24 protein-coding genes and 1 tRNA gene are annotated in these 21,480 nt (G+C 59.7%); 19 read left to right on the top strand and 6 right to left on the bottom strand.

The annotated features are described in order from the left end of the window. Positions 1-3: 3 nt before the first annotated feature. Both AAC850_RS05880 and AAC850_RS05885 read left to right on the top strand, forming a co-directional pair. On the top strand, positions 4-1,176 hold the full coding sequence (locus AAC850_RS05880) for a bifunctional 2-C-methyl-D-erythritol 4-phosphate cytidylyltransferase/2-C-methyl-D-erythritol 2,4-cyclodiphosphate synthase (protein ID WP_340587749.1): 1,173 nt from the start codon (positions 4-6) through the stop codon (positions 1,174-1,176). Then, a complete protein-coding gene (locus tag AAC850_RS05885; RefSeq protein WP_340587750.1) occupies positions 1,176-1,673 on the top strand; it encodes a CinA family protein in 498 nt (165 codons plus the stop codon). Before AAC850_RS05880 ends, AAC850_RS05885 begins: the two co-directional genes overlap by 1 nt. Here the strand turns inward: AAC850_RS05885 and AAC850_RS05890 are convergent. Together AAC850_RS05890 and lipA are read right to left on the bottom strand one after the other, a co-directional pair. Next, on the bottom strand, positions 1,634-2,095 hold the full coding sequence (locus tag AAC850_RS05890) for a type II toxin-antitoxin system RatA family toxin (protein ID WP_340587751.1): 462 nt from the start codon (positions 2,093-2,095) through the stop codon (positions 1,634-1,636). The two genes, AAC850_RS05885 and AAC850_RS05890, sit on opposite strands and share 40 nt — an antisense overlap. After that, complete coding sequence (lipA, locus tag AAC850_RS05895) at positions 2,095-3,042, bottom strand: lipoyl synthase (RefSeq protein WP_340587752.1); 948 nt, start codon at positions 3,040-3,042, stop codon at positions 2,095-2,097. The genes AAC850_RS05890 and lipA overlap by 1 nt, the downstream gene beginning before the upstream one ends. Before the next feature lie 61 nt (positions 3,043-3,103). Between lipA and AAC850_RS05900 the strand changes: the two genes are divergently transcribed. From AAC850_RS05900 to AAC850_RS05915, 4 genes are read left to right on the top strand one after another with little or no spacing between them, the layout of a single operon-like run. Continuing rightward, positions 3,104-3,751 carry a carbonic anhydrase gene (locus tag AAC850_RS05900; protein ID WP_340587753.1) on the top strand — a complete coding sequence of 216 codons (648 nt, stop codon included), beginning with the start codon at positions 3,104-3,106 and terminating at the stop codon, positions 3,749-3,751. Positions 3,752-3,799: 48 nt separating this feature from the next. Then, the gene (locus tag AAC850_RS05905) at positions 3,800-4,510 is read left to right on the top strand and encodes an NYN domain-containing protein (RefSeq protein WP_340587754.1); all 711 of its coding nucleotides are present in this window, start codon (positions 3,800-3,802) and stop codon (positions 4,508-4,510) included. Between the two features lie 56 nt (positions 4,511-4,566). Then, positions 4,567-5,367: a DUF1206 domain-containing protein gene (locus tag AAC850_RS05910; protein WP_340587755.1), complete on the top strand. Its 801-nt coding sequence runs from the start codon at positions 4,567-4,569 to the stop codon at positions 5,365-5,367. 20 nt (positions 5,368-5,387) lie between these two features. Further along, complete coding sequence (locus AAC850_RS05915; protein ID WP_340587756.1) at positions 5,388-6,131, top strand: MauE/DoxX family redox-associated membrane protein; 744 nt, start codon at positions 5,388-5,390, stop codon at positions 6,129-6,131. 1 nt (position 6,132) lies between these two features. Here AAC850_RS05915 and AAC850_RS05920 read toward each other — a convergent pair whose 3' ends face one another. Further along, entirely contained in the window at positions 6,133-6,633 is a 501-nt protein-coding gene (locus AAC850_RS05920) for a hypothetical protein (RefSeq protein ID WP_340587757.1), read from the bottom strand. Further along, a complete protein-coding gene (mutL, locus tag AAC850_RS05925) occupies positions 6,633-8,459 on the bottom strand; it encodes a DNA mismatch repair endonuclease MutL (protein ID WP_340587758.1) in 1,827 nt (608 codons plus the stop codon). Before mutL ends, AAC850_RS05920 begins: the two co-directional genes overlap by 1 nt. A 184-nt stretch (positions 8,460-8,643) precedes the next feature. Here mutL and AAC850_RS05930 point away from each other — a divergent pair, with 184 nt between their 5' ends. The 7 genes from AAC850_RS05930 (at position 8,644) to AAC850_RS05960 (ending at position 15,567) form a co-directional block, all read left to right on the top strand. After that, positions 8,644-9,690: a rod shape-determining protein gene (locus AAC850_RS05930; RefSeq protein WP_340587759.1), complete on the top strand. Its 1,047-nt coding sequence runs from the start codon at positions 8,644-8,646 to the stop codon at positions 9,688-9,690. Positions 9,691-9,721: 31 nt separating this feature from the next. Further along, a complete protein-coding gene (mreC, locus tag AAC850_RS05935) occupies positions 9,722-10,639 on the top strand; it encodes a rod shape-determining protein MreC (protein ID WP_340587760.1) in 918 nt (305 codons plus the stop codon). Continuing rightward, positions 10,639-11,193: a rod shape-determining protein MreD gene (locus AAC850_RS05940; RefSeq protein ID WP_340587761.1), complete on the top strand. Its 555-nt coding sequence runs from the start codon at positions 10,639-10,641 to the stop codon at positions 11,191-11,193. The genes mreC and AAC850_RS05940 overlap by 1 nt, the downstream gene beginning before the upstream one ends. Before the next feature lie 4 nt (positions 11,194-11,197). Beyond that, positions 11,198-13,225 (top strand): penicillin-binding protein 2, encoded by a 2,028-nt coding sequence (mrdA, locus tag AAC850_RS05945; protein WP_340587762.1) that lies wholly within the window; start codon positions 11,198-11,200, stop codon positions 13,223-13,225. Next, positions 13,222-14,340, top strand: coding sequence for a rod shape-determining protein RodA (gene rodA, locus AAC850_RS05950; RefSeq protein WP_340587764.1), 1,119 nt, complete (start codon positions 13,222-13,224; stop codon positions 14,338-14,340). Before mrdA ends, rodA begins: the two co-directional genes overlap by 4 nt. 109 nt (positions 14,341-14,449) lie before the next feature. After that, positions 14,450-14,525, top strand: a tRNA-Lys gene (locus AAC850_RS05955). A gap of 34 nt (positions 14,526-14,559) precedes the next feature. After that, entirely contained in the window at positions 14,560-15,567 is a 1,008-nt protein-coding gene (locus tag AAC850_RS05960; RefSeq protein WP_340587765.1) for a PDZ domain-containing protein, read from the top strand. Here the strand turns inward: AAC850_RS05960 and AAC850_RS05965 are convergent. Continuing rightward, the gene (locus AAC850_RS05965; protein ID WP_340587766.1) at positions 15,564-16,094 is read right to left on the bottom strand and encodes a flavin reductase family protein; all 531 of its coding nucleotides are present in this window, start codon (positions 16,092-16,094) and stop codon (positions 15,564-15,566) included. The genes AAC850_RS05960 and AAC850_RS05965 overlap by 4 nt on opposite strands. 105 nt (positions 16,095-16,199) lie before the next feature. On the opposite strand from AAC850_RS05965, the gene ribB reads away from it, so the two are divergent. Next, positions 16,200-17,450 (top strand): 3,4-dihydroxy-2-butanone-4-phosphate synthase, encoded by a 1,251-nt coding sequence (gene ribB / locus AAC850_RS05970; protein ID WP_340587767.1) that lies wholly within the window; start codon positions 16,200-16,202, stop codon positions 17,448-17,450. Positions 17,451-17,453: 3 nt separating this feature from the next. Beyond that, positions 17,454-17,873 (top strand): 6,7-dimethyl-8-ribityllumazine synthase, encoded by a 420-nt coding sequence (gene ribH / locus AAC850_RS05975; protein ID WP_340587768.1) that lies wholly within the window; start codon positions 17,454-17,456, stop codon positions 17,871-17,873. A gap of 128 nt (positions 17,874-18,001) precedes the next feature. Here ribH and eno read toward each other — a convergent pair whose 3' ends face one another. After that, positions 18,002-19,285 (bottom strand): phosphopyruvate hydratase, encoded by a 1,284-nt coding sequence (eno, locus tag AAC850_RS05980; protein WP_340587769.1) that lies wholly within the window; start codon positions 19,283-19,285, stop codon positions 18,002-18,004. A gap of 162 nt (positions 19,286-19,447) precedes the next feature. On the opposite strand from eno, the gene AAC850_RS05985 reads away from it, so the two are divergent. The 4 genes from AAC850_RS05985 (at position 19,448) to AAC850_RS06000 (ending at position 21,402) form a co-directional block, all read left to right on the top strand. After that, on the top strand, positions 19,448-19,990 hold the full coding sequence (locus AAC850_RS05985; protein ID WP_340587770.1) for a hypothetical protein: 543 nt from the start codon (positions 19,448-19,450) through the stop codon (positions 19,988-19,990). A 63-nt stretch (positions 19,991-20,053) separates the two neighbouring features. Then, positions 20,054-20,482 (top strand): phage holin family protein, encoded by a 429-nt coding sequence (locus AAC850_RS05990; protein ID WP_340587771.1) that lies wholly within the window; start codon positions 20,054-20,056, stop codon positions 20,480-20,482. Then, positions 20,475-20,810, top strand: a complete 336-nt coding sequence (locus tag AAC850_RS05995) for a hypothetical protein (RefSeq protein ID WP_340587772.1) — start codon at positions 20,475-20,477, stop codon at positions 20,808-20,810. Before AAC850_RS05990 ends, AAC850_RS05995 begins: the two co-directional genes overlap by 8 nt. Before the next feature lie 82 nt (positions 20,811-20,892). Beyond that, complete coding sequence (locus AAC850_RS06000) at positions 20,893-21,402, top strand: hypothetical protein (RefSeq protein WP_340587773.1); 510 nt, start codon at positions 20,893-20,895, stop codon at positions 21,400-21,402. The last annotated feature ends 78 nt before the right edge of the window (positions 21,403-21,480 follow it).

The raw sequence follows: 21,480 nt of genomic DNA on the forward strand, positions 1-21,480 counted from the left end.
GTCATGAGCGGTTCCTTCCCTCCTCACCAGTCATTCTCGGCAGTGATCGTTGCTGCTGGCAAGGGCCTGCGCGCCGGCCAGGATTTGCCCAAGCAGTTTACGATGTGGCGCGGCAAGCCGGTGCTTCGCCACTCAGTAGACGCGCTCGCCGCTGCCGGAGCGACGCAGATCGTGGTTGCTATTCCCGATGGCGCAGAGGCGCTCGCACAGGAAGCGTTGAGCGGGCTGGACGGCGTGACCTTCGTCACCGGTGGAGCCACGCGGCAGGACAGCGTGCGGCTGGGCCTTGAGCAATTGACCGAAAAAGCGCCTGATCACGTGTTGATCCACGACGCTGCCCGGCCCGATTTGCCCGCAACAGTGATCGAGCGCTTACTGAATACGCTTGCCGAGCATCCGGGCGCGATACCCGTGCTCCCGCTGGTGGACAGCCTCGTGACAACAGACGGCGAGATCATGACCGGCAGCGCCGCGCGCGAGGAAATGCGCCGAGTCCAGACACCTCAGGCATTCCGCTTTTCCGATATCATTGGCGCCCATCAAGGATGGGAAGGAGCAAGCAGTGCTGGCGATGATGCGCAGGTGCTGCGTGCCGCTGGTCTGGATGTCGCGCTGGTTGATGGTGACGAGCGGCTACACAAACTTACCTTTGCAGAGGATTTCATAGATCACCCCGCCCCGCCCTTGCCTGCTATGCGTGTCGGCTCCGGGTTTGACGTCCACCGCCTGATAGATGGCGAAGAGTTATGGCTGTGCGGCGTGAAGATCGACCATCATAAGGGGCTCGCCGGTCATAGCGATGCCGATGTCGGGCTTCATGCCGTGGTCGATGCCATTCTCGGCGCATCTGCCCTTGGTGATATTGGTGACCATTTCCCTCCCAGCGACCCGCAATGGAAAGGTGCCCCGTCCTCCCGTTTCGTGGAACATGCTGTCAGACTGGCTGCTGAGGCAGGATGGAGCATCGGCAATGTCGATCTAACGCTGATTTGCGAAGCGCCCAAGGTCGGACCACATCGAGACGCCATGCGCGCACGACTTGCCGATCTGTTGGGCGTTCCGGTACAATCGGTCAGTGTCAAAGCGACAACAACCGAAAAACTCGGCTTCACTGGCCGCGGCGAGGGAATCGCGGCGCAAGCGGTGGCAACTCTTGTTACAAAGGTAGGCTCTTGATGAGCGAGACGAACCTTCCCGACGATGTTTTCCAACTCGCACAACGGGTGGTCGAAGAAAACGTGGCCGCCGGCCGCAAGGTCGTGCTCGCAGAGAGCTGCACTGGCGGATTGGTAGCTGCGGCCCTTACCGAGATCGCTGGCAGTTCTGCTGTGCTGGATCGTGGCTTCGTGACCTATTCAAACGGTTCGAAGCAGGACGAACTGGGCGTTCCTTCGGACATTATCGAAGCATTCGGGGCTGTCTCCATCGCCTGTGCTTTCGCCATGGCACAAGGTGCGCTCGATCATAGCGATGCCGACGTGGCTGTTGCCATCAGCGGCATTGCCGGCCCCGATGGAGGCACCGATCTCAAGCCGGTTGGCACTGTGGTGTTCGCGAGGGCCATTCGCGGCGAGCCAGAACCGATTGCCGATGAACGCCTGTTCGAAGGCGAAAATCGCGCCGGAGTTCGCCGTCAGGCGACGCTTTGTGCGCTGGAATTGTTGCTGCCGTAAAGCTCTTGCGCGCGGGCTTCGAACGCGGAGACCATCTTACGAAAAGCGCGGTCGATATACTGGCCGGCAAGAGTTTCGAACATCAGGTTCTTGAACGTGAAGTCGACGCAGAAGTCGATTTCACAAGCCCCATCGCCCACATCACGGAACGTCCAGTTATTGTCGAGATCGCGCAGCGGCCCGTCGATATAATGGACGTTGATCGAATGCGGACGCTCTTTCACGACCTTTGACGTGAATTTCTCGCGCAAAGCCTTGAAGCCAACAAGCATGTCGGCCGTCATTTCGCTATCGCTGTCGCGCCTCACGCGTGTTGCAATTACCCACGGCAGGAACTCGGGATAATTGTCGACGTCGGCGACGAGATCGAACATTTGCTCCGCGCTGTAGGGGAGCCGCCTTGTTTCACGGATCGAAGGCATCAGGCCTTGGCCTTCGCTTTCGCCAATTTTGCCTCCCGCGCAGCCCGCATTTCAGCGAAATCATCGCCTGCGTGATAGCTGGAACGCGTCAACGGAGTGGAGGCCACCTGTAGGAAACCCTTGGCCCTCGCAATTGCGCCATAGGCGTTGAATGCCTTGGGCGTCACGAACTCCTCGACGGTGGCGTGCTTGGGGGTCGGCTGGAGATATTGCCCCATCGTCATGAAGTCGACATCGGCACTGCGCATGTCGTCCATCACCTGGTGTACTTCCAGACGCTGTTCGCCCAGTCCGAGCATGATGCCGGACTTGGTGAAAATCAATGGATCGTGGCTCTTCACCTCTTCCAGCAATCGCAGCGAGGCATAATAGCGCGCGCCGGGGCGAATCGTCGGGTAAAGTCGCGGAACCGTTTCGAGATTGTGGTTGTAAACATCTGGCTGCGCTTCACAAATCGCTTCGACTGCGGGGCGCATCTTGTTGCGGAAATCGGGCGTGAGAATCTCGATTGTCGTATCAGGAGTCTCCCTGCGAAGCGCCTTGATGACCTTTACGAACTGGCTCGCACCACCGTCGGGAAGGTCGTCACGGTCGACGCTGGTGATAACGATGTGCTCCAGCCCCATCTTGGCAGCCGCGACAGCGGTATTCTCCGGCTCCATCGGATCGACGATGCGCGGCATTCCGGTCTTCACGTTGCAGAAGGCACAGGCCCGCGTGCAGACGTCGCCCAAGATCATCACCGTGGCGTGCTTCTTCGTCCAGCATTCGCCGATATTCGGACACGCCGCTTCTTCGCACACCGTGTTCAAATTGAGCTCGCGCATGAGCTTGCGCGTTTCGTGATAGCCCTTGGAAGTAGGCGCTTTTACGCGAATCCAGTCAGGCTTGCGCTGGCGGACCGGGCGGTCGCCCTCGGGTGCAGGTGCATTGGAGAGATCAGTCATTTCGCTGCCCACTTAGGATAGGCTCTTGCCAGTGGCAATGCCGCACGGCAGGAGAACACGTATGCGAACCGAATCCTCCGCCATGAGCGACCTTCTTAACGGCTATCGCCGATTCCGTGAAAATGACTACGCCGAAGAGCATGATCGCTGGGCGCAGCTTGCGACCGGCCAGGCACCCAAGACGATGGTGATTTCCTGCTCGGACAGCCGCGTCGATCCGGCGCAAATCTTCGATGTTGCTCCGGGCGAGCTGTTCGTCGTGCGAAATGTCGCCGCCCTTGTTCCGCCCTTCGAGACTACACCTGGCCAACATGGTGTTTCAGCCGCGCTGGAATTCGCGGTGCAGTTCCTGAATGTGGAGCAAGTCCTTGTACTTGGCCACGGCATGTGCGGCGGCTGCAAGGCCGCGCTTACGCAGGATTTGCATGGCAATGCGCTGGGCGAAGGCGGGTTTGTCGCCAAATGGATCGATATGCTCGACGAGGCGCGCGAACCTATAGCGGCTTCACTGGGCACCACCGGTCGCGACGCTGAGCGCGCGATGGAACTGGCAGCGGTGAAAGTCAGCCTGCAAAACCTGCGAACATTTCCCTGCGTGCAAGAGAAAGAGCCGAGCGGCGAACTGACCTTGCGCGGAGCCTATTTCGCCATCTCGGATGGCGTGCTGCACGTCCTTGACGAGGAAACCGGGGAGTTCGCTCCGGCATAGACCATGCGCGCCTTGCACTCCCCTGTCCGCACCGCCATTTAAGCGTTCATGCCCGAAGCCACACTCAAGAACATCGCCCTTCTGATCGATGCCGACAATGCCAGCCATGCAGGCATTGATCCGGTGCTTACCGTTCTGGCGGAACTGGGTCAGGTCAACATTCGCCGCGCCTATGGCAATTGGGCAAAACCGGCCTTGTCCAACTGGAACAAGATCACGCATCGCTTCGGCCTTCAGCCGATGCAGCAATTCGACCTGACCAAGGGCAAGAACGCGACCGATATCGCTATGGCGATTGACGCGATCGACTTGCTTAATGCGGGAAAGGTCGACGGGTTCGGAATCATGAGCAGCGACAGCGATTTTACGCCGCTCGTCACCCGGTTACGCCAGGACGGAATGATCGTGTACGGGTTCGGACAAAGCAAGGCTCCCGAAGCATTCAAGTCAGCTTGCACACGCTACATCGACGTCGACCAGTTGATCCGCACAAATTCTGCCGATGACAAGTCGGGGGAGGCTGCACCACTCGACAAGGATCTGATCGACTTGCTGGGCGACGCGTGGAAAGCTGCCAGCCGTGATGATGAAGGATTCGCCCGCCTCCACGAAGTCGGACAGATCGCGGGAAATCGATCCAGCTTCGACGTGCGCAATCACGGCTTCAAGCGTCTGTCCGATCTGATGCGCGCCGCGAGCGACAACTTCAAGATGGAACGGCGTGATGACAAGCAGCTTTACGTCAAGCGGCTGCGTTAGGCCGAAACCAATCGCAAGCTAGCCCGTTAGTACCCCAAATCAAACCGGGGATACCAATGGTCGACAAATCCGAAAAATTCAATTGGCTGGTCCGCGTTGGCTACTTCAGCCGCGCGATCCTGTACGCTGTGCTTGGCCTCATCGCCCTGACGAGTGCCGACCAAATTGCACAGGGGACGGACGGCATCTTCCAGGCTATTGAAAACTACCCCGCGGGGACGGTGATTTTGTGGATCATGGTCGTCGGCCTCCTTGCCTATGCGCTGTTCCGCTTCTGCTCTCCCTTGTTCGACATCGAGAACAACGGTTCTGACACGAAGGGCTGGGCGAAGCGCATCGGTCATGCGGGAAGCGGCATCGGACATCTGGTCCTTGCCTATTCCGCGTTCCAGTTTGCCAGCAATTCCGGCGGCAGTTCAGGTGGCGGCGCGCAGGGTGCCGCCTCCGGTGTTCTCTCGATGGACTTTGGCGGCGTAATTCTTGGACTCTTGGGCGTAGCGTTTTTCGTGACCGCGATCTTCCAGTTCAAGAAGGGCATATCGGGCGAATTCATGCACCGCATCTCAAACGCAGCGCCCGATTTCACGCGCTGGCTTGGCGGAGCCGGATATTGCGCACGCGGCGTAGTCTATGCCGTGATCGGCTGGTCGTTATTCAAGGCCGGTTTCATGTCCGCTGGCGCAGAGCAGGTGAAGACGCTTGGTGATGCCGTTGCCAGCCTTGCCGGCGCAGGCCTGATATTCACCGTCACCGCGATCGGCTTGCTCTTGTTCGGCGTGTTTAGCCTTATCCTTGCGCGCTACCGGATCATCCCTGATCTCGACAGCAGCGCCGGTGTACCAAGCTTCCGCGCATAATCGAGCGAATTGACCCGGTCATGAGCAAGACAGCGCAACTCTACCGCATGGTGACGGACGAGCACACATGCCCATACGGCATCAAGTCCAAATACCTGCTCGAGAAGAACGGGTACGAGGTCGAAGACCATCACCTCACAACCCGTGAGCAAACCGATGCCTTCAAAGCCGAACATGACGTCAAGACGGCGCCGCAGACGTTTATAGATGGCAGGCGCATTGGTGGGCACGAGGCACTCCGCGCGCACTTCGGCAAGCCATTACCTGACCAGAACGCAACGAGCTACCGCCCCGTCCTGGCCGTCTTCGCGGTGGCCTTGGGCCTCGCGCTCTCACTCAGCTGGTGGTCTCTCGGTGAGTTGCTGACGGTTCGAGCCGCCGAATGGTTCATCGCGTTTTCAATGGCCATGCTGGCCATGCTTAAACTGCAGGATGTCGAAAAATTCTCTTCGATGTTTCTCGGTTATGACCTGCTGGCCAAGCGATGGGTGCCTTACGCCTACGCTTATCCCTATCTGGAAGCACTCGCGGCGATCCTGATGGCCGGACGTGTGCTGCCGTGGATATCTATCCCGGTAGCAGCGGTAATCGGCACCATAGGTGCAGTCAGCGTGTCTTATGCAGTCTATGTCCAGAAGCGCGAGATCAAATGCGCGTGCGTGGGAGGAAGTGCCAACGTGCCGCTCGGCTTCGTTTCGCTCAGCGAGAATCTGGCGATGATGGGAATGGCCGGGTGGATGCTTGTCAGGCCAACCCTGAGTTAGATCACGCGCCGCAATTGACTGTGCCGGTGCCGGTGTAGACGACCCGGTCCCAGCGATCATAGAGCCACATCGTGCCTTCGTGAGTAGTGCCCTCGATCTCGCCTTCTGTCATCGGCTCTTCGATATTGAGGCGCAGCGAGTACAGGCGGCCGTTGTAGAGTGAGCGCGTCTTGGCCGGAAGCTCGCGAGAGCCTGGATCAGCTGCGAAGCGCACCATTTCATCATCGATCTTCATATAAGCGTCGGTTTCGCGTGCGATCACCCGCACACCCATGCTCGTGCCAGGCGCATAGGAGCAGGCCAGACCAAGCAGGTCGTTCGCTTCGATATCGGGATACGTAATTGTTTCCGGAATGACTTCTCCCAAGGGAGGGCCAGCTTCATTCGCTTCACGAACGCGATCGACCACCGCCGCATTCTCGCTTTCGATTTCAGCGTCCGGTGGAGCCTCGCCGCACGCAGTCGCCAATAGGGCGATGCCGGTAATCGTAACGCGTAGCATCAATGCCTCCCGAACAGTTTTTCAACGTCGTCCATCGACAGTTTGACCCAGGTGGGTCTGCCATGATTGCACTGTCCTGAACGCGGCGTCGACTCCATTTCGCGCAGTAAGGCATTCATTTCCGCAACATTTAACGTCCGGCCCGCCCTGACCGACCCATGACATGCCATCGTTGCGAGGACGTGTTCGATTTTTTCATTCAGGAGCAAGGAAGCGCCATGCTTGGCGATATCATCTGCAAGATCGCGAAGTAGCGCCTGCGGATCGGCCTTCTTGAGAACTCCCGGCATGGCACGCACAAGCATCGCGTCCGGACCAAACCGCTCTATCGCCAGGCCAAGTCCGGCGAAATGTTCGGCTTGCTCTTCAAGCCGGTCGCAGCTGGGTTCGTCCAATTCGACAACTTCGGGCATCAGCAATGCCTGGCTCGCGGCAACTGTTTCGCCCGTGCCAGCCGCACGGAGCCTTTCGAGCACGATGCGTTCGTGGGCAGCGTGCTGATCGACAAGAACCAGCCCATCGGCTGCTTCAGCAACAATGTAGGTGTTGGCCACCTGCCCGCGGGCAATTCCGAGCGGGTAGTCCTCTGCATTTTCGGGCAAGGCCTCAGCAGCCTCCGCCCTGCCTTGCGGCATGGCGCCATCGTGCGGGAGCGTCGCTGTTCCACCATCCCAGACAGCCGGGGCTTCGGCCACACGCGCAGATGACGATGCAGACCAATCGCGTCCTTCAAATATCGAGCGCAAAGCCGGAGAAGGCTCATCCCGTAACGGTTCTGCCTGCCAGCGAGACATGGCCCCGCTGTCTGGCGTCTGCGCACTGCGCCGGTCTCCTGTGGAGAGCGCCTGCCGCAGCCCGCTGACAATGAAGCCACGCACTGCCGCTGCGTCACGAAAGCGGACTTCGGTCTTGGCCGGATGCACGTTCACATCGACATCGACGAAGGGAATGTCGAGGAACAGCGCCAGAACCGCATGGCGATCGCGCGCCAGCATTTCGGCATAGGCGCCGCGCACTGCACCTGTGAGCAGGCGGTCCTTTACAGGACGGCCATTCACAAACAGATATTGATGATCTGCGATGCCGCGGTTGAAGGTCGGCAGGCCCGCCACTCCCGTCAGCCGCATCACGCCTTCACCGCTCGGGCGTTCCAGATCAATTTCGACGGCGTTGTCAGCCAGTTCACGCGCAACGATCTGGGCGACGCGGGCACCTGCTTCCTGCCCTTCCTGCACGGCGAAGATGCGCCGGTCGCCATGTTCGAACGTGAACGCGACGTCGGGCCGTGCCATTGCCAGTCGGCGCACGACATCGTTGCAGGCCGCATATTCGCTGCGCGCTGTGCGCAGGAATTTGCGGCGCGCCGGTATCTTGGCGAACAGGTTTTCGACCCGGACCCGCGTTCCCGGAGGCAAGGCTGCCGGACCTTCGTCAACCAGCGCGCCGTGATCGACAACACGTCGCCAACCTTGCTCGCTATCGCGCGGACGGCTTTCGATAGTCAGTTTCGCGACGCTGCCGATCGATGGGAGCGCTTCACCTCGAAAGCCCAGAGTCGAAACTTGCTCAATCGCCTCATCGGGCAATTTGGAAGTCGCATGTCGTTCCAGCGCCAACGCCATCTCTTCTGGCGTCATACCGCAACCATCGTCAGTGACCTCGACGGCGGCAAGCCCGCCATCACTGATCGAAACGGTTATCCGCTGCGCTCCGGAATCCAGCGCGTTCTCGACCAATTCCTTCAGCGCCGACGCAGGACGCTCCACCACCTCGCCAGCGGCAATGCGGTTTACAAGCGTTTCAGGAAGGCGGCGGATATGCGGCATTTAGGGTCCCTATAGACCAAACGGCACTTTTTCGAGCCGAACCGGGGCAAAACTGTGCTGTTTTCGACAAATTTTTTGGCCTTTGTTCGCGTCTCGCGTTAAGGGGCATGACTTTCCGCAGCGCAGAGAAGTCTCACCGCGGATTCTCGCGAGTATGGCGGCTATTCAGATTACAGGATTATCGATGAGTTCTTTCTTCTCCAATCTCTTCAAATTCGGTTCGCAAAACATGGCAATCGATCTCGGTACAGCCAATACTCTGGTCTATGTGCAAGACCGTGGCATTGTGCTGAACGAACCCTCGGTCGTGGCCATCGAAACGCTCAACGGCATCAAGCGTGTCAAGGCCGTGGGTGAAGACGCGAAGATGATGATGGGCAAGACTCCCGACAGTATCGAGGCCATTCGCCCGCTGCGCGACGGTGTGATCGCCGACATCGAGATCGCGGAAGAAATGATCAAGCACTTCATCCGCAAGGTGCATGGCAAGCGCACGCTGCTGCGCTATCCCGAAATCGTGATCTGCGTGCCGTCAGGCTCTACCTCGGTCGAACGCCGCGCCATCCGTGATGCCGCGAGCAATGCCGGGGCATCTGAAGTTTTCCTAATCCTCGAACCCATGGCTGCGGCAATCGGTGCAGACATGCCCGTAACCGAACCGGTCGGCTCGATGGTCGTCGACATTGGCGGTGGCACGACCGAAGTCGCGGTGCTTTCGTTGCGTGGCCTCGCCTACACCACTTCGGTTCGCACGGGCGGTGACAAGATGGACGAAGCCATCGTGTCCTACGTGCGCCGCCATCACAATCTGCTGATTGGTGATGCCACGGCAGAGCGCATCAAGAAGGAATATGGAGTCGCTACCGTGCCGGATGATGGAGTGGGCGAAACCATCGTCATCAAGGGCCGCGACCTCGTCAATGGCGTTCCGAAAGAGATCAACATCAACCAGGCCCATGTGGCAGAAGCGCTGTCAGAGCCGATCGGGGCGATTGTCGAAGGTGTCCGTATTGCACTTGAAAACACCGCACCGGAACTTGCGGCAGATATTGTCGACCAGGGCATCGTGCTCACCGGCGGCGGTGCGCTGATCAGCGGCCTGGACGAACACATCAAGGAAGAAACCGGTCTGCCGGTCAGCATTGCCGAAGACCCGCTCACCTGCGTGGCGATCGGAACCGGCAAGGCAATGGAGGACCCGATCTACCGCGGCGTCCTGATGACGGCCTAGGCCACAACACGAACAGGGGGAGCGGGCCGCAATGGCACCGCCTTCGGCGCAAACTTCAGGTTCCAACAAGAAGGCACAGCTTGGCCGCTTTGCCGGCTACGTCTTTGCGAGCGCCGGAGCCGTGATCGGTGCGCTGTTGCTGATTATTTCCCTGTGGCGACCGGAGGCCTTCTATGGCCTGCGGAGCATGGCAACGGACGCGGCAGCTCCTGCGGGAGAAGCCGGGGCCGTCACCCGTTCCGGATCGCGCAGCTTCTTCGAAGCAATCGCCGGCTATTACGACGCCGGAAACAAGAATGCAGAGCTTGAGCGCGAGAACCAGGTTGCGCGCGTTCGGCTGGCGGAAATGCGCGCGCTGGAGCAGGAGAACGCTCGGCTCAAGGCCCTGCTCGACCTGACGAATAACGAGATAGAGCCGGTTGCCACCGGAAGACTGATCGGTTCGAGTGCTGCCAGTATCCGCCGTTTCGGTTATCTCTCGGCCGGGCGCCGCGATGGGGTCGAGGTCGGTATGCCCGTCACCTCTCCCATGGGTCTTGTAGGACGCATTCTCGAGACCGGACGTTCCACTTCGCGGGTCCTGCTGTTGACCGACCCCGAAAGCATCGTGCCCGTCCGCCGCGCCACGGATGATGTGGTCGCCTTTGCCGAAGGTCGGGCAGATGGCTCCTTGCGCATCCGGCTTATCAACCTCGGCATCAATCCGCTTGAAGCGGGCGATATCTTCGTCACATCGGGCGCGGGTGGCCTGTTCCGTCCCGGCGTTGCCGTAGCAATGGTTACCGAAATCACCGATGATGGAGCGATCGGGCAGTTGCTCAGCAATCCCGCCGCGACCGATTTCGTGATGATCGAACCGATATTCGAACCGGAAGCAATCGAAGCGTTCGACAGGCCCTTGCTCACCGAGCGGCCGGTCGAGGACAGTGGCGGTGGTAGCGCGGACTGATGGAGAGGCTTAACCCAAGTGCGCGACGCGATCAGTTCGGCAGCAAGATCAACCGCGCTCACTCCCCGGTCCTGGCCTATGGTGTTCCCTGGCTGATAATCCTGCTGGCATCGCTATCGCCGCTCCTTCCGATAATCGCCCCGTTGCCGATTCTGCCTCCGCTCGGTTACCTCTTCCTCGTGGCATGGAGAGTGCTTCGCCCCGGCCTGCTGCCCATGTGGGCGGGACTTCCACTCGGCTTCTTCGACGATCTGTTTTCGGGACAACCGCTCGGCTCTGGTATCATGCTGTTCTCACTCACGATGATTGCGCTCGACCTGATCGAAGTGCGTTTCCCGTGGCGCGGTTTCTGGCAGGATTGGGGTATCGCGATAATCTTCCTGGCGCTGTACCTGTTTTTGGCCACGCTGTTCTCGGGTGCGGGACTGCGGCTGGTTCAGTATCCCCTCATCTTGCCGCAACTAGCATTGTCGATACTTCTGTTTCCGCTGGTGGCACAGATCGTTGCGCTGCTCGACCGCTTCCGGCTGACCCGCGTGCGCAAAATCGGCTAGATTCATGGACCGCAACCTAACAAGCAATTCTCTCAGGCATACGTTCGAACGCCGCAGCTTCATCATTGGCGCTGTACAGGGCGGAATCGGCTGCCTGCTTGCGGCGAGGATGGGATACATCGCGGTCGCCGAGAATGAAAAATACGAGATGGAGGCGGAAAGCAACAGGGTGAACCTGTCGCTAATCCCGCCCCGTCGTGGCTGGATCCTCGATCGCGACGGATCGCCGCTCGCGTCTAACCGGGCCGACTTTCGCGTCGACATCATTCCTGAACGATTGCACGATCCGGAACGGACGGTCGAATTGCTCGGCGAATTGCTCGATTTTACCGAAGTCGAGAAAATCGACTTGCTGGAGCGCGTAGAGGATTCGCGCGGTTTTGCTGCTGTACCGGTCGCGAGCGGTCTTGCGTTCGACAAGTTTGCCGCGGTCAGCGTGCGCTTGCCTGAATTGCCCGGCGTCGTGCCGCAGCGCGGATTTTCGCGCTTTTACCCGACCGGTGCATCCGTCGGCCACTTGATCGGCTATGTCGGCGCTCCCAGCCGCGAAGAATATGATCTGGAACCGCAACCGCTCCTCCTCACGCCCGGGTTCAAGATGGGCAAGGACGGACTCGAGCAGCAGTTCGAGCAGACATTGCGCGGCGTTCCCGGCGCCCGGCGAGTAGAAGTGACCGCATCTGGTCGGATCGTGCGAGATCTTGAAACGCGCGACGATGTGCAGGGCCAGGCAATCCGCCTTACGATCGACGGGCCACTTCAGGATTATGCAGCCCGCCGCATCGGCTTGGAGTCAGGTTCGGTCGTCGTGATGGATTGCAGATCAGGCGACCTCATGTGCATGGCATCCATGCCCAGCTTCGATCCAAACAGCTTTTCGGACGGTATCGGGCGCCTCGAATATTCCATGCTCAGCGAGAATGACCGCGTTCCGCTGCGCAACAAGGTTCTCCAGGGCCTTTACCCGCCGGGGTCTACCGTAAAGCCCACAGTGGGGATGGCGCTCCTCGGCGAAGGCGTCGATCCGGACGAAACTGTGAATTGCAGCGGCGGATTGCGTGTCGGCAACCGCGTGTTCCGCTGCTGGAAGCGTGGGGGCCACGGCAGCACGAACTTGTCCAAAGCGATTTATCAAAGTTGCGACGTGTACTTCTATGCCATGGCGCAGCGCACCGGCATGTGGCCGATTGCCGAGGCATGCAAGCGTTACGGGATGCAGCAGCAATTCGACCTGCCTGTTGTCAGCCAGTTCTACGGCACCGTCCCCGATCCCGATTGGAAGATGGAGAAGTACGGCCGCGAATGGCAGGCGTTCGATACGGTGAATGCGACCATCGGCCAAGGCTACATGCTCGCCAGCCCGTTACAGTTGGCAGTGATGGCGTCGCGGCTCGCTACTTCCGAAATGGTCACACCGCGCTTGTTGCTCGACAATACGACCCCGCGGTTCGAGGGCATGGGAGTTAGCGACGAGTACAAGAGGTATATCCGGCAGGCGATGAGCGATGTCGTCAACGGCCCCGGCACCGCAGGCCGCGCGCGCTTACCTGTCGATGACGTTTTCATGGCGGGGAAGACGGGGACAGCGCAGGTCGTCGGTCTCAATATTTCGGACGGGAAGTCCGGCCCGTGGCGCTATCGCGACCATGGTCTTTTCATCTTTTTCGCCCCGTTCGACAATCCGCGCTATGCTGGCGCTGTGGTGATCGAACATGGCGGCGGTTCGGGGGCAGCCTATCCCGTGGCCCGCGATGTGATGACTTTCCTGTTCGACCCTCAGAAGGGCCTCGAGGCGCTGCACGCTCTGGAAGAACAATGGGGCGGAACAGCGCAGGAGCGCCTCGATCGCCAATACGTCCAATATGCGAGCGCTGCGGGTGTCGATCTTCCGCCAGCGCCGCCTCCGGTGACGCTCGCACGCCAAGTCGATGCCGAAGCTCGTGCCGCAGCCGCAGAGCCGCGCGAGGCCGATACTGATGCATTTATCCCGCGCGGTGAAGCCAACCCCCGCGCTGACGAGGCTTTGACGTGAGAGGCGCAATTGCCCTCCCCGCCTCGCTCGCGACATTCCCATGGCGCGTAGTCATTCCGTTGACTGTGCTTGTCGCGTTCGGGGCGGCAGTCCTTCACTCGGCTGCAGGCGGCTCCATGAGCCCTTACGCGACTTCTCACCTCGTCCGTTACGCCGTGTTCCTCGTGGTCGCGCTGGTCATCTCGTATTTCCCGCAAGAGTGGGCGCGGTTCGCCGCGGTTCCGGGGTATATTGCGGTCTTGCTGTTGCTGGTCGCGGTGGAGGTCATGGGTCAGATGGGAGGCGGTAGCCAACGCTGGCTTGAACTTGGCTTCATGCGCCTCCAGCCATCCGAAGTGATGAAGCCAGGTATTGTCCTGATCCTTGCGGCTTTCTACCAGATCCTGCCGGTCGGACTGATCGGATCATGGCGCGCGCTCTTAGTGCCACTGGGGCTTATTGCACTTCCGATGGGCCTAGTGCTGTTGCAACCCGATCTCGGCACGTCACTGGCCATTGCCTTCGGCGGAGTGGTCGTGATGTTCTTGGCGGGAATTCCGCAGAAGTGGTTTGTTATGGGCGGTATCGCTGGCATCGTTGCAGTGCCACTCGCCTACACTTTTGCACTCAAGCCCTACCAGCAACAGCGCGTACTGACCTTCCTCGATCCTGCCAGTGATCCGCAAGGCAGCGGCTATCACATTATCCAATCTCAAATCGCAATCGGCTCGGGCGGAATCAGCGGCAAGGGCTTTGGCGAAGGTTCGCAGAGCCAGCTTGATTACCTTCCCGAACCACACACCGATTTCGTCTTCGCCACGATGGCAGAGGAATGGGGTTTGCTCGGCGGCCTTCTCGTGTTGCTCATTTTCGGCATCGTACTGCGCTGGGGGCTGATCGTAGCGCGCGATGCACCGGATCGTTTCTCGCGACTGCTCGCGGGCGGATTGACGGCCACGATATTCTTCTACGTCGCCATCAACCTTATGATGGTGATGGGCCTTGCTCCGGTGGTTGGGATTCCCCTGCCCTTCATGAGCCATGGCGGCTCCTCCATGATGACGAACATGCTGTGTGTTGGCGGAATCATGATGGTCGAAAGGTGGAGCCGCGGGACTAGCCGAAGCGATTTGTGACACTGGTGCGAAATCTTGCCCTTTTCATCGCGTCAACAGCCGCTATATGAGCGCCTCCCGTCGATTCGCCCCTAGGCAAATGGCAGGACACCAGCATCTACGTTGGTATGGACGCATAGCTCAGTTGGTAGAGCAGCTGACTCTTAATCAGCGGGTCCTAGGTTCGAGCCCTAGTGCGTCCACCATTTCCAGATCTTCGCTAAGGCATGGTTTGTACGGATGCGCGATGCGCAGCAGGGTGGCGCGATGAGCTTGCGCAGTTTTTCCTTGGTTCTGATCGTCTTGTCAGTGGTTGCGAACGCGCCCCTGCGTGCCCAGGAAAGTTCAACCTGGTCAGCACTGGAACGCGAGGACGTGCGTCTGGCAAGGATTGCCGAGCGGGTGATGGTCGCCAATGCCTCCCTTTGCGACATTCTCATGCCTGCAACAGGCATGATCCTCCACAGCCGTGACCAATACCGCGAAGGCGTGGCCGATGATCGATTTGCGGACGGGTCGCTAGCAATATCGAGTATCGTGCCGCATTCCCCCGCAGCGCGTGCGGGTCTGCGCCGCGATGACGTCATCCTGGCAATCAACGGATTGGCAGTATCAGCAATCGCGCCACCCGATGATGGCAACTTGCGTGAGGCTGCATTCACGCTGCTCGCCTCGCAACCGACTGGCGCAACCATTGCCTTGCGGATCAAACGTGACGCAGTCGAACAGATGATATCTGTTGTCCCTCCCGCAGGATGCCGGTCGCTGGTTGAAATTATGACCGGTGACGGACCGCGCGCCCGTTCCGATGGGCAAGTAATTCAGGTGCAGTACGACTTTGCTGCGCAGCTTGATGACGCACAGATGGCGGTCGTTCTCGCGCATGAGCTGGCGCACACGGTTCTTGAACACCGGCGACGCAAGGAAGAAGCTGGCATCGACAATGGAGTGTTTGCAGAGTTCGGCCGTAACCAGCAGGTCAATCGCCAGGCGGAAATTGAAGCTGACCGGCTTTCAGTCCATTTGCTCGCCAATGCAGGCTTCGATCCTTCGAGCATTCCGCTATTCTGGCGTTCCGAGATTGGTCGCAGCCTTGGCGGTGCGATGCCGAGCTTCGTCTACCCCACCCAGGAAGCGCGCGCGCAACTGGTCGAGCGAGAAATGGAGATGTTTCTTCCACATCGTCGGGGGCCCAGTTGGCCAGGGCACCTGCTTGAGTTGAAAGAACGCAGCTTTGCAGCCGATTAAATATCGCTCTCGCTGTCACGCCCACGCTCAGGCGCGGCACTGATGTCGATATAGTGGCGGTCGAAATAGGTCAGCGGGGTGGCATCTTCGCGATGGTTGGCCGCGATCAACTCGCCTATGAAGATGGTGTGCGTCCCGAATTCATGGCGATCGGCTACGGTGCAGATCAGGCTCGATTGTGCATTGGCAAGCACCGGCACATCATGATGTCGTTCCCAGTCACCGACGATGAATCGTTCGGGGATGGGAATCATGAAATGCTCCGCTACATCGCGATTGCTCAGCCCGAGGACATTGACGCAGAAGCGTTCTGCCTTGGCGAGCGGCTCATGCAGGGAAGCATCCCTGTTAATGCAGGCAAGGAGTGATGGCGGGGAAAAGCTGAGCGAGCTGATTGCTGTCGCGAGAATTCCGTAGTCGCGGCCTTCATAGGTAGTCGTGACGGCATAGACCGTCGCCGCCACATGGCGCATCGCTGCTCGAAACGACTGGTCGAGGTCTAAATCGTTCTTTCCGACAGGATCCATGGTGGTTCATTGGCGCGCTATCCGGCTGTACGCAAGATCGAATTGCGGACAGGAATGTGATGGCGACCACTTGCTATCACATTATGATGTGATACATGGCGCGACATGAGCGACACCACTATCGAAAAAGTCCGCAAGATTGTCACCGGGGGTATCATGACCCGTGCCGGCCTTGCCCGCGCCGCCGGCCTCCACGCCAACACCTTGCGCGATTGCGCCGAGGACGGCTGGAATCCAACTGCCGACACACTCAACAAGCTGGACCGCTTCCTGACCGAGAATGACGAAACCCCGGTGCTTGTAGGCATTGAAGAAATTATCGAGGAAGCGCGCAACGGGCGGATGTACATCCTTGTCGATGACGAGGACCGCGAAAACGAAGGCGATCTTATCATCCCCGCGCAGATGGCGACGCCCGCCGCGATCAATTTCATGGCAACGCACGGTCGCGGACTGATCTGCCTTTCGCTCGACAGCAGGCGGGTCAAGCAGCTCAACCTCGAACCGATGAGCCGCAACAATCGTGAGAGTATGCAGACCGCCTTCACGATCTCGATCGAGGCGAAAGAAGGCGTAACCACCGGCATTTCGGCAGCCGACCGGGCGCGTACCGTTTCGGTTGCGATCGACAGCAGCAAGGGTCCGGAAGACATCGTAACTCCCGGCCATGTCTTTCCGCTGACCGCGCGCGATGGCGGAGTTCTCGTGCGCGCAGGCCATACCGAAGCTGCCGTGGATATCTCGCGTCTTGCAGGGCTCAACCCTTCGGGCGTGATCTGCGAGATCATGAATGAAGACGGGACAATGGCCCGGCTCGACGATCTCTTCGCCTTTGCGCGCAAGCATGACCTCAAGATCGGCACGATCCGCGACCTGATCGCCTACCGGATGCGCAACGATCATCTCGTCGAGCGTGTCGACGAACGGGCCTTCGAATCCGATTACGGCGGACAGTGGCGCATGATCACCTACCGCAACAAGGTTTCGAACAACGAAGCCTATGTCCTTCAAAAAGGACATGTTGTTGACGAACAGCCGACCCTCGCCCGTGTCCATCCGATCTCGGTATTCGACGACCTGCTCGGCCAACCAGGGCCGCGCAAGCGGACCCTCCAGCGCGCCATGCATGCAGTCGGCGAACATGGCTCGGGGCTGATCGTGATACTGACAGGCCGGGTCGGTTCAGGTGATACCTGGACGCCGGATGAGGAGCTTCGCAACGTCGGCATCGGGTCGCAGATTCTCGCCGATCTCGGCGTGCACGACATGATCCTGCTGACCAACTCGCAACCCAATCTCGTCGCAATCGAAGGCTATGGCCTCAACATTGTCGGCCATCACCCTATCCCGGAGTAAGACATGGCGCATTTCCTGATCGTCGAGGCGCGTTTCTACGACAAATTCAACGACATGCTGATCGAAGGCGCAAAGGCTGCGCTGACGGCCGGCGGACAAACTTGCGATGTGGTAACCGTGCCCGGCGCGCTTGAGGTACCGGGCGCAATCGCGCTGGCAGCCGAGAGCGGCAAGTTCGACGGGTTCGTGGCAATCGGTGTCGTGATCCGGGGCGAAACCTATCACTTCGAGATTGTCGCTGGTGAAAGCGCGCGTGCGATCATGGCGCTGACGATGGACGGCATCCCCATTGGCAATGGCATCCTGACAACCGAGAACGAAGAGCAGGCTCTCGTCCGTGCCGATCCCGCCCAGAAAAACAAGGGCGGCGAAGCGGCACAGGCTGCTATGCGGATGCTGGAGCTACAGGGCCAATTCGGCTGAAGAGCCAAGCCTGCGCAGCCGCACACAAGCGCTCAGCGAAATGTGCTACTGTAGGATTATTATTCCGCTAGTCGCGGGCTTCAAACGGGTTTGACCAGAGCAGAGACCGACCTGCCCCGGCCCGTTCCTCAGCCGAGACGACCGAAGCAGCCCTTCCCGGCATAGCTTGCCGAACTGCCCAACTCTTCCTCGATGCGGATGAGTTGATTGTATTTCGCCAGCCTGTCCGACCGGGCAAGCGAACCGGTCTTGATCTGCCCGCAATTGGTCGCAACCGCCAGATCAGCGATGGTCGCGTCTTCGGTTTCGCCCGAACGGTGGCTCATCACCGAAGTGTAACCGGCGCGGTGGGCGATATCGACCGCCTGGAGCGTCTCGGTCAGCGTGCCGATCTGGTTGACTTTCACCAAGAGTGAATTTGCAAGGCCCTGCTCGATGCCCATGCGCAGGCGTTCGGGATTGGTCACGAACAGATCGTCGCCGACGAGTTGCACCTTGTCCCCGATAGCGTCGGTCAGTGCCTTCCAGCCTTCGAAATCATCCTCGCTCATCCCGTCTTCGATCGACAAGATCGGATAGTCGGTGGCGAGCTTGGCGAGATAATCGGCCATTTCCTGCGGTGATAGTGAAAGCCCTTCGCCCGAAATTTCATATTTGCCGTCGCGGAAGAATTCGGTCGCGGCGCAATCGAGCGCGAGCACAACGTCCTCACCCGGAGTGAAGCCCGCCTTTTCAACCGAGGCCATGATGAAATCGAGGGCCGCGCGGCTGCTCGCAAGATCAGGGGCGAAACCGCCTTCGTCACCAACCGAGGTCGAGAGTCCTTTTTCTGCTAGACCTTTCTTCAGCGTGTGAAAGATTTCCGAGCCCCAGCGTACGGCTTCGGCAAGTGTCGGCGCGCCGACAGGCATCACCATGAATTCCTGCACGTCGATCGGATTGTCGGCATGTTCACCGCCGTTGACGATGTTCATCATCGGTACCGGAAGCATGTGCGCCGAAACGCCGCCAAGGTACGCCCAGAGCGGCATCCCCCGCGCATTGGCGGCGGCCTTGGCGACCGCCATGCTGGCACCAAGAATAGCGTTTGCCCCCAGCTTGCCCTTGTTGCTGCTGCCGTCGAGAGCGAGCATGGCCATGTCGATATCTCGCTGGTCTTCAGCGTCCATTTCACGCAGCAGGTCTGCGATCTGGCCATTGACTGCCGCAACTGCCTTGGTCACGCCCTTGCCGAGATAGCGGTCCTTGTCGCCGTCGCGCAATTCGACAGCCTCGTGCGCGCCCGTGGAGGCGCCCGAAGGAACTGCCGCACGACCAATGCTTCCATCTTCGAGCAAGACGTCCACTTCGACCGTCGGGTTGCCTCGTGAATCGAGAATTTCGCGGCCGTGGACGTCGATAATGGCAGTCATACAAGAACTCCTGAGGGCTTGATTTATCGCCTCCTATAAGGCGGAACCTTGCACTGCAACATGCGTTGGTATCTTGAAGCCCGGTGTGTTATACCCATAACACAATATACGGGACAAGATTTAGGGGGTAGGTCCCTCATGCAACGAAAGGGAATCAGCAAAATGGCTGCCAAGAAGAAACAACCGAAAACCGCAACTGTCGCCGCAACCGAGGGCGCGACCGAAACCGTGGGCACTGTAGAGCCGACAGCGACTCCAGAAAAGACCTCCGAAGCGAAGACACGATTCAACGCCGCTCTTGAAGAAGCGAAGGCTGGCGCTGTTGCTCTTGGTGATGAAGCCAAGGCCCGCGCTGAGAAAGCGCGCATCGACGCCAAGGCTCGCGGTGAAGACTGGTCAACCGAAGCGCGCACGAAGGCAGGCGAACTCGCTGTCGAAGGCAAGCACAAGGCTAGCGAAGCTCTCACCGGCCTTTCGCGCATGATCGACGAGAACGCCCCGACGCTCGACGAGAAGCTCGGCGCGAAATATGGCGACTATGCCCGCAGCACCTCCAAGGCGCTGCAGGAAAATGCCATCAAGCTCGACGAGAAGAGCCTCGAGGAACTGGCCGATGAAAGTCGGGAAGCAATCCGCAAGAGCCCGGTTGCTGCAGTAGGCCTGGCCGCAGTGGTCGGTTTCTTCTTCGCACGCCTGTTCCGCTAAGAGACGGTGCAAGCGCAAGCGGACGACACTCTCGTCCACACACCGGACAATGCGGAAGCTCCTTTGCCGGCGCCTCCCGAAGACCTCACGCCTCCAGCAGGCGCGGACGAACCGTCCGCGCCTGCGCCGCAACGCTCGCTCTTCGATGACTTCGAAGCGCTGTTTTCGGATGCGCGCACGTATTTCGACGCGGAAGTAAGCTACCAGAAGAGCCGCGCGGGCTTCGTCGCCAACCGGTTCAAGAAAGCGGCGGTTTTCGGAGTTGTGGCAGCATTCGTTGGCGTGATTGCCTTGATCGGCCTGACCGTAGGGTTGATCATCGCACTGACGCCGCTGATTACTGCCTGGGGCGCGACAGCGGTTGTGGTTCTTTCGCTGCTGCTTTTCGCATTCGTCATGGTGCGCCGCGCTGGAAACGCATGGAACGAGATGACCTCTGCCATGCACTCGTCCGAAGACGAGCCTGCCGGGGAGCCGAACAGCAATGTCTGACATGAAAACCCGCCTCGCCGAAGATCTAGCCTTGCGGAATGCCGCGAAGCGGTTGGTCAAAAAAGACCTGCACAACCTACGCAGCGACGTCGAGGACCGGGGAGTCGCGGCTCGCGTTGCGGTCCGAATGCAGGAGGGTGCTGAAGGCCTTATGGATGACGGCAAGCAATTCGCGCGCGAAAATCCCAGCCAGCTGGGTGCCGGCATCGCCTTGGGTGCCAGCCTCCTGGTGGGGTGGCTGTTCCGCGATCAACTCTCAGAACTGATCGAGCGCCATTGGCACCATGTCGAAGAATTGACCGAGAAAGTCACCAGCGGCGACGGGTGAGCAATTCTGTCGGCGTTCCTTCGGAACCCGGCACCCCTGCTCCCCGTTCGATCTATATAACTCATTCAACCGGAGACTACCGATGACCGACACGACCGAAGCCACAGACGCCAAGCGCGAAGAAATCAAAGCCCGCATCGCCGCTGCCGAAGAGCGTGAAGAGCGCCGCAGTGGGCAGAGCCTGACCACTACCGCGTCCGAAAAGGCATCCGAAGCTGCCGACGCCTTTACCGGCTTCGTCAAACAGCACCCGATCGCTGCCGCTGCCGGCGGCGTTGCTTTGGGCGTTCTGGTCGCAAGCATGTTCAAGGGCCCACGCCAGGCTGCTGCTCGCGGCGGCGCGAAGGCTGCAGGTCTTGCTGCCATCGGCGCGGAAATTGCCAGCGGCTTTGCCTCGCAACTTATGGATGATGCCAGCGACCTGGGCCGCGAAAGCGTTCGCAAGGCTGGCGACATCGCCGATACTGCTGGAGACAAGGCGCGTTCTGCCAAGCGCCGCGCAAGCCACCGCGCTGGCGACGTAGCCGATGCCGCCCGCATCGCGCGCCGTGAAACCGGCAAGGCCATCGCACGCGCTGTTGGACGCCGCTAAGTTGGTCCTAATGCGATTTCACCAGATTAGGTCTTGCGCGCCCGGTCTGAATTCTTAACAGGGCGCGCAAGTGCATTG

The sequence above is a fragment of the Erythrobacter alti genome, assembly GCF_037996805.1.
Taxonomy (GTDB): domain Bacteria; phylum Pseudomonadota; class Alphaproteobacteria; order Sphingomonadales; family Sphingomonadaceae; genus Alteraurantiacibacter; species Alteraurantiacibacter alti.

Bases quoted from the DNA above. Each gene is read 5' to 3' on its own strand.
- eno (WP_340587769.1), bottom strand. From the start codon at position 19,285: ATGACTGCCATTATCGACGTCCACGGCCGCGAAATTCTCGATTCACGA.
- mrdA (WP_340587762.1), top strand. From the start codon at position 11,198: ATGGACCGCAACCTAACAAGCAATTCTCTCAGGCATACGTTCGAACGC.
- AAC850_RS05985 (WP_340587770.1), top strand. From the start codon at position 19,448: ATGGCTGCCAAGAAGAAACAACCGAAAACCGCAACTGTCGCCGCAACC.
- AAC850_RS05885 (WP_340587750.1), top strand. From the start codon at position 1,176: ATGAGCGAGACGAACCTTCCCGACGATGTTTTCCAACTCGCACAACGG.
- lipA (WP_340587752.1), bottom strand. From the start codon at position 3,042: ATGACTGATCTCTCCAATGCACCTGCACCCGAGGGCGACCGCCCGGTC.
- AAC850_RS05910 (WP_340587755.1), top strand. From the start codon at position 4,567: ATGGTCGACAAATCCGAAAAATTCAATTGGCTGGTCCGCGTTGGCTAC.
- ribH (WP_340587768.1), top strand. From the start codon at position 17,454: ATGGCGCATTTCCTGATCGTCGAGGCGCGTTTCTACGACAAATTCAAC.
- mreC (WP_340587760.1), top strand. From the start codon at position 9,722: ATGGCACCGCCTTCGGCGCAAACTTCAGGTTCCAACAAGAAGGCACAG.
- AAC850_RS05960 (WP_340587765.1), top strand. From the start codon at position 14,560: ATGCGCGATGCGCAGCAGGGTGGCGCGATGAGCTTGCGCAGTTTTTCC.
- AAC850_RS05900 (WP_340587753.1), top strand. From the start codon at position 3,104: ATGCGAACCGAATCCTCCGCCATGAGCGACCTTCTTAACGGCTATCGC.
- AAC850_RS05920 (WP_340587757.1), bottom strand. From the start codon at position 6,633: ATGCTACGCGTTACGATTACCGGCATCGCCCTATTGGCGACTGCGTGC.
- AAC850_RS05940 (WP_340587761.1), top strand. From the start codon at position 10,639: ATGGAGAGGCTTAACCCAAGTGCGCGACGCGATCAGTTCGGCAGCAAG.
- AAC850_RS05995 (WP_340587772.1), top strand. From the start codon at position 20,475: ATGTCTGACATGAAAACCCGCCTCGCCGAAGATCTAGCCTTGCGGAAT.
- AAC850_RS05890 (WP_340587751.1), bottom strand. From the start codon at position 2,095: ATGCCTTCGATCCGTGAAACAAGGCGGCTCCCCTACAGCGCGGAGCAA.
- AAC850_RS05965 (WP_340587766.1), bottom strand. From the start codon at position 16,094: ATGGATCCTGTCGGAAAGAACGATTTAGACCTCGACCAGTCGTTTCGA.
- AAC850_RS05880 (WP_340587749.1), top strand. From the start codon at position 4: ATGAGCGGTTCCTTCCCTCCTCACCAGTCATTCTCGGCAGTGATCGTT.
- mutL (WP_340587758.1), bottom strand. From the start codon at position 8,459: ATGCCGCATATCCGCCGCCTTCCTGAAACGCTTGTAAACCGCATTGCC.
- AAC850_RS05915 (WP_340587756.1), top strand. From the start codon at position 5,388: ATGAGCAAGACAGCGCAACTCTACCGCATGGTGACGGACGAGCACACA.
- AAC850_RS05930 (WP_340587759.1), top strand. From the start codon at position 8,644: ATGAGTTCTTTCTTCTCCAATCTCTTCAAATTCGGTTCGCAAAACATG.
- AAC850_RS06000 (WP_340587773.1), top strand. From the start codon at position 20,893: ATGACCGACACGACCGAAGCCACAGACGCCAAGCGCGAAGAAATCAAA.
- ribB (WP_340587767.1), top strand. From the start codon at position 16,200: ATGAGCGACACCACTATCGAAAAAGTCCGCAAGATTGTCACCGGGGGT.
- AAC850_RS05905 (WP_340587754.1), top strand. From the start codon at position 3,800: ATGCCCGAAGCCACACTCAAGAACATCGCCCTTCTGATCGATGCCGAC.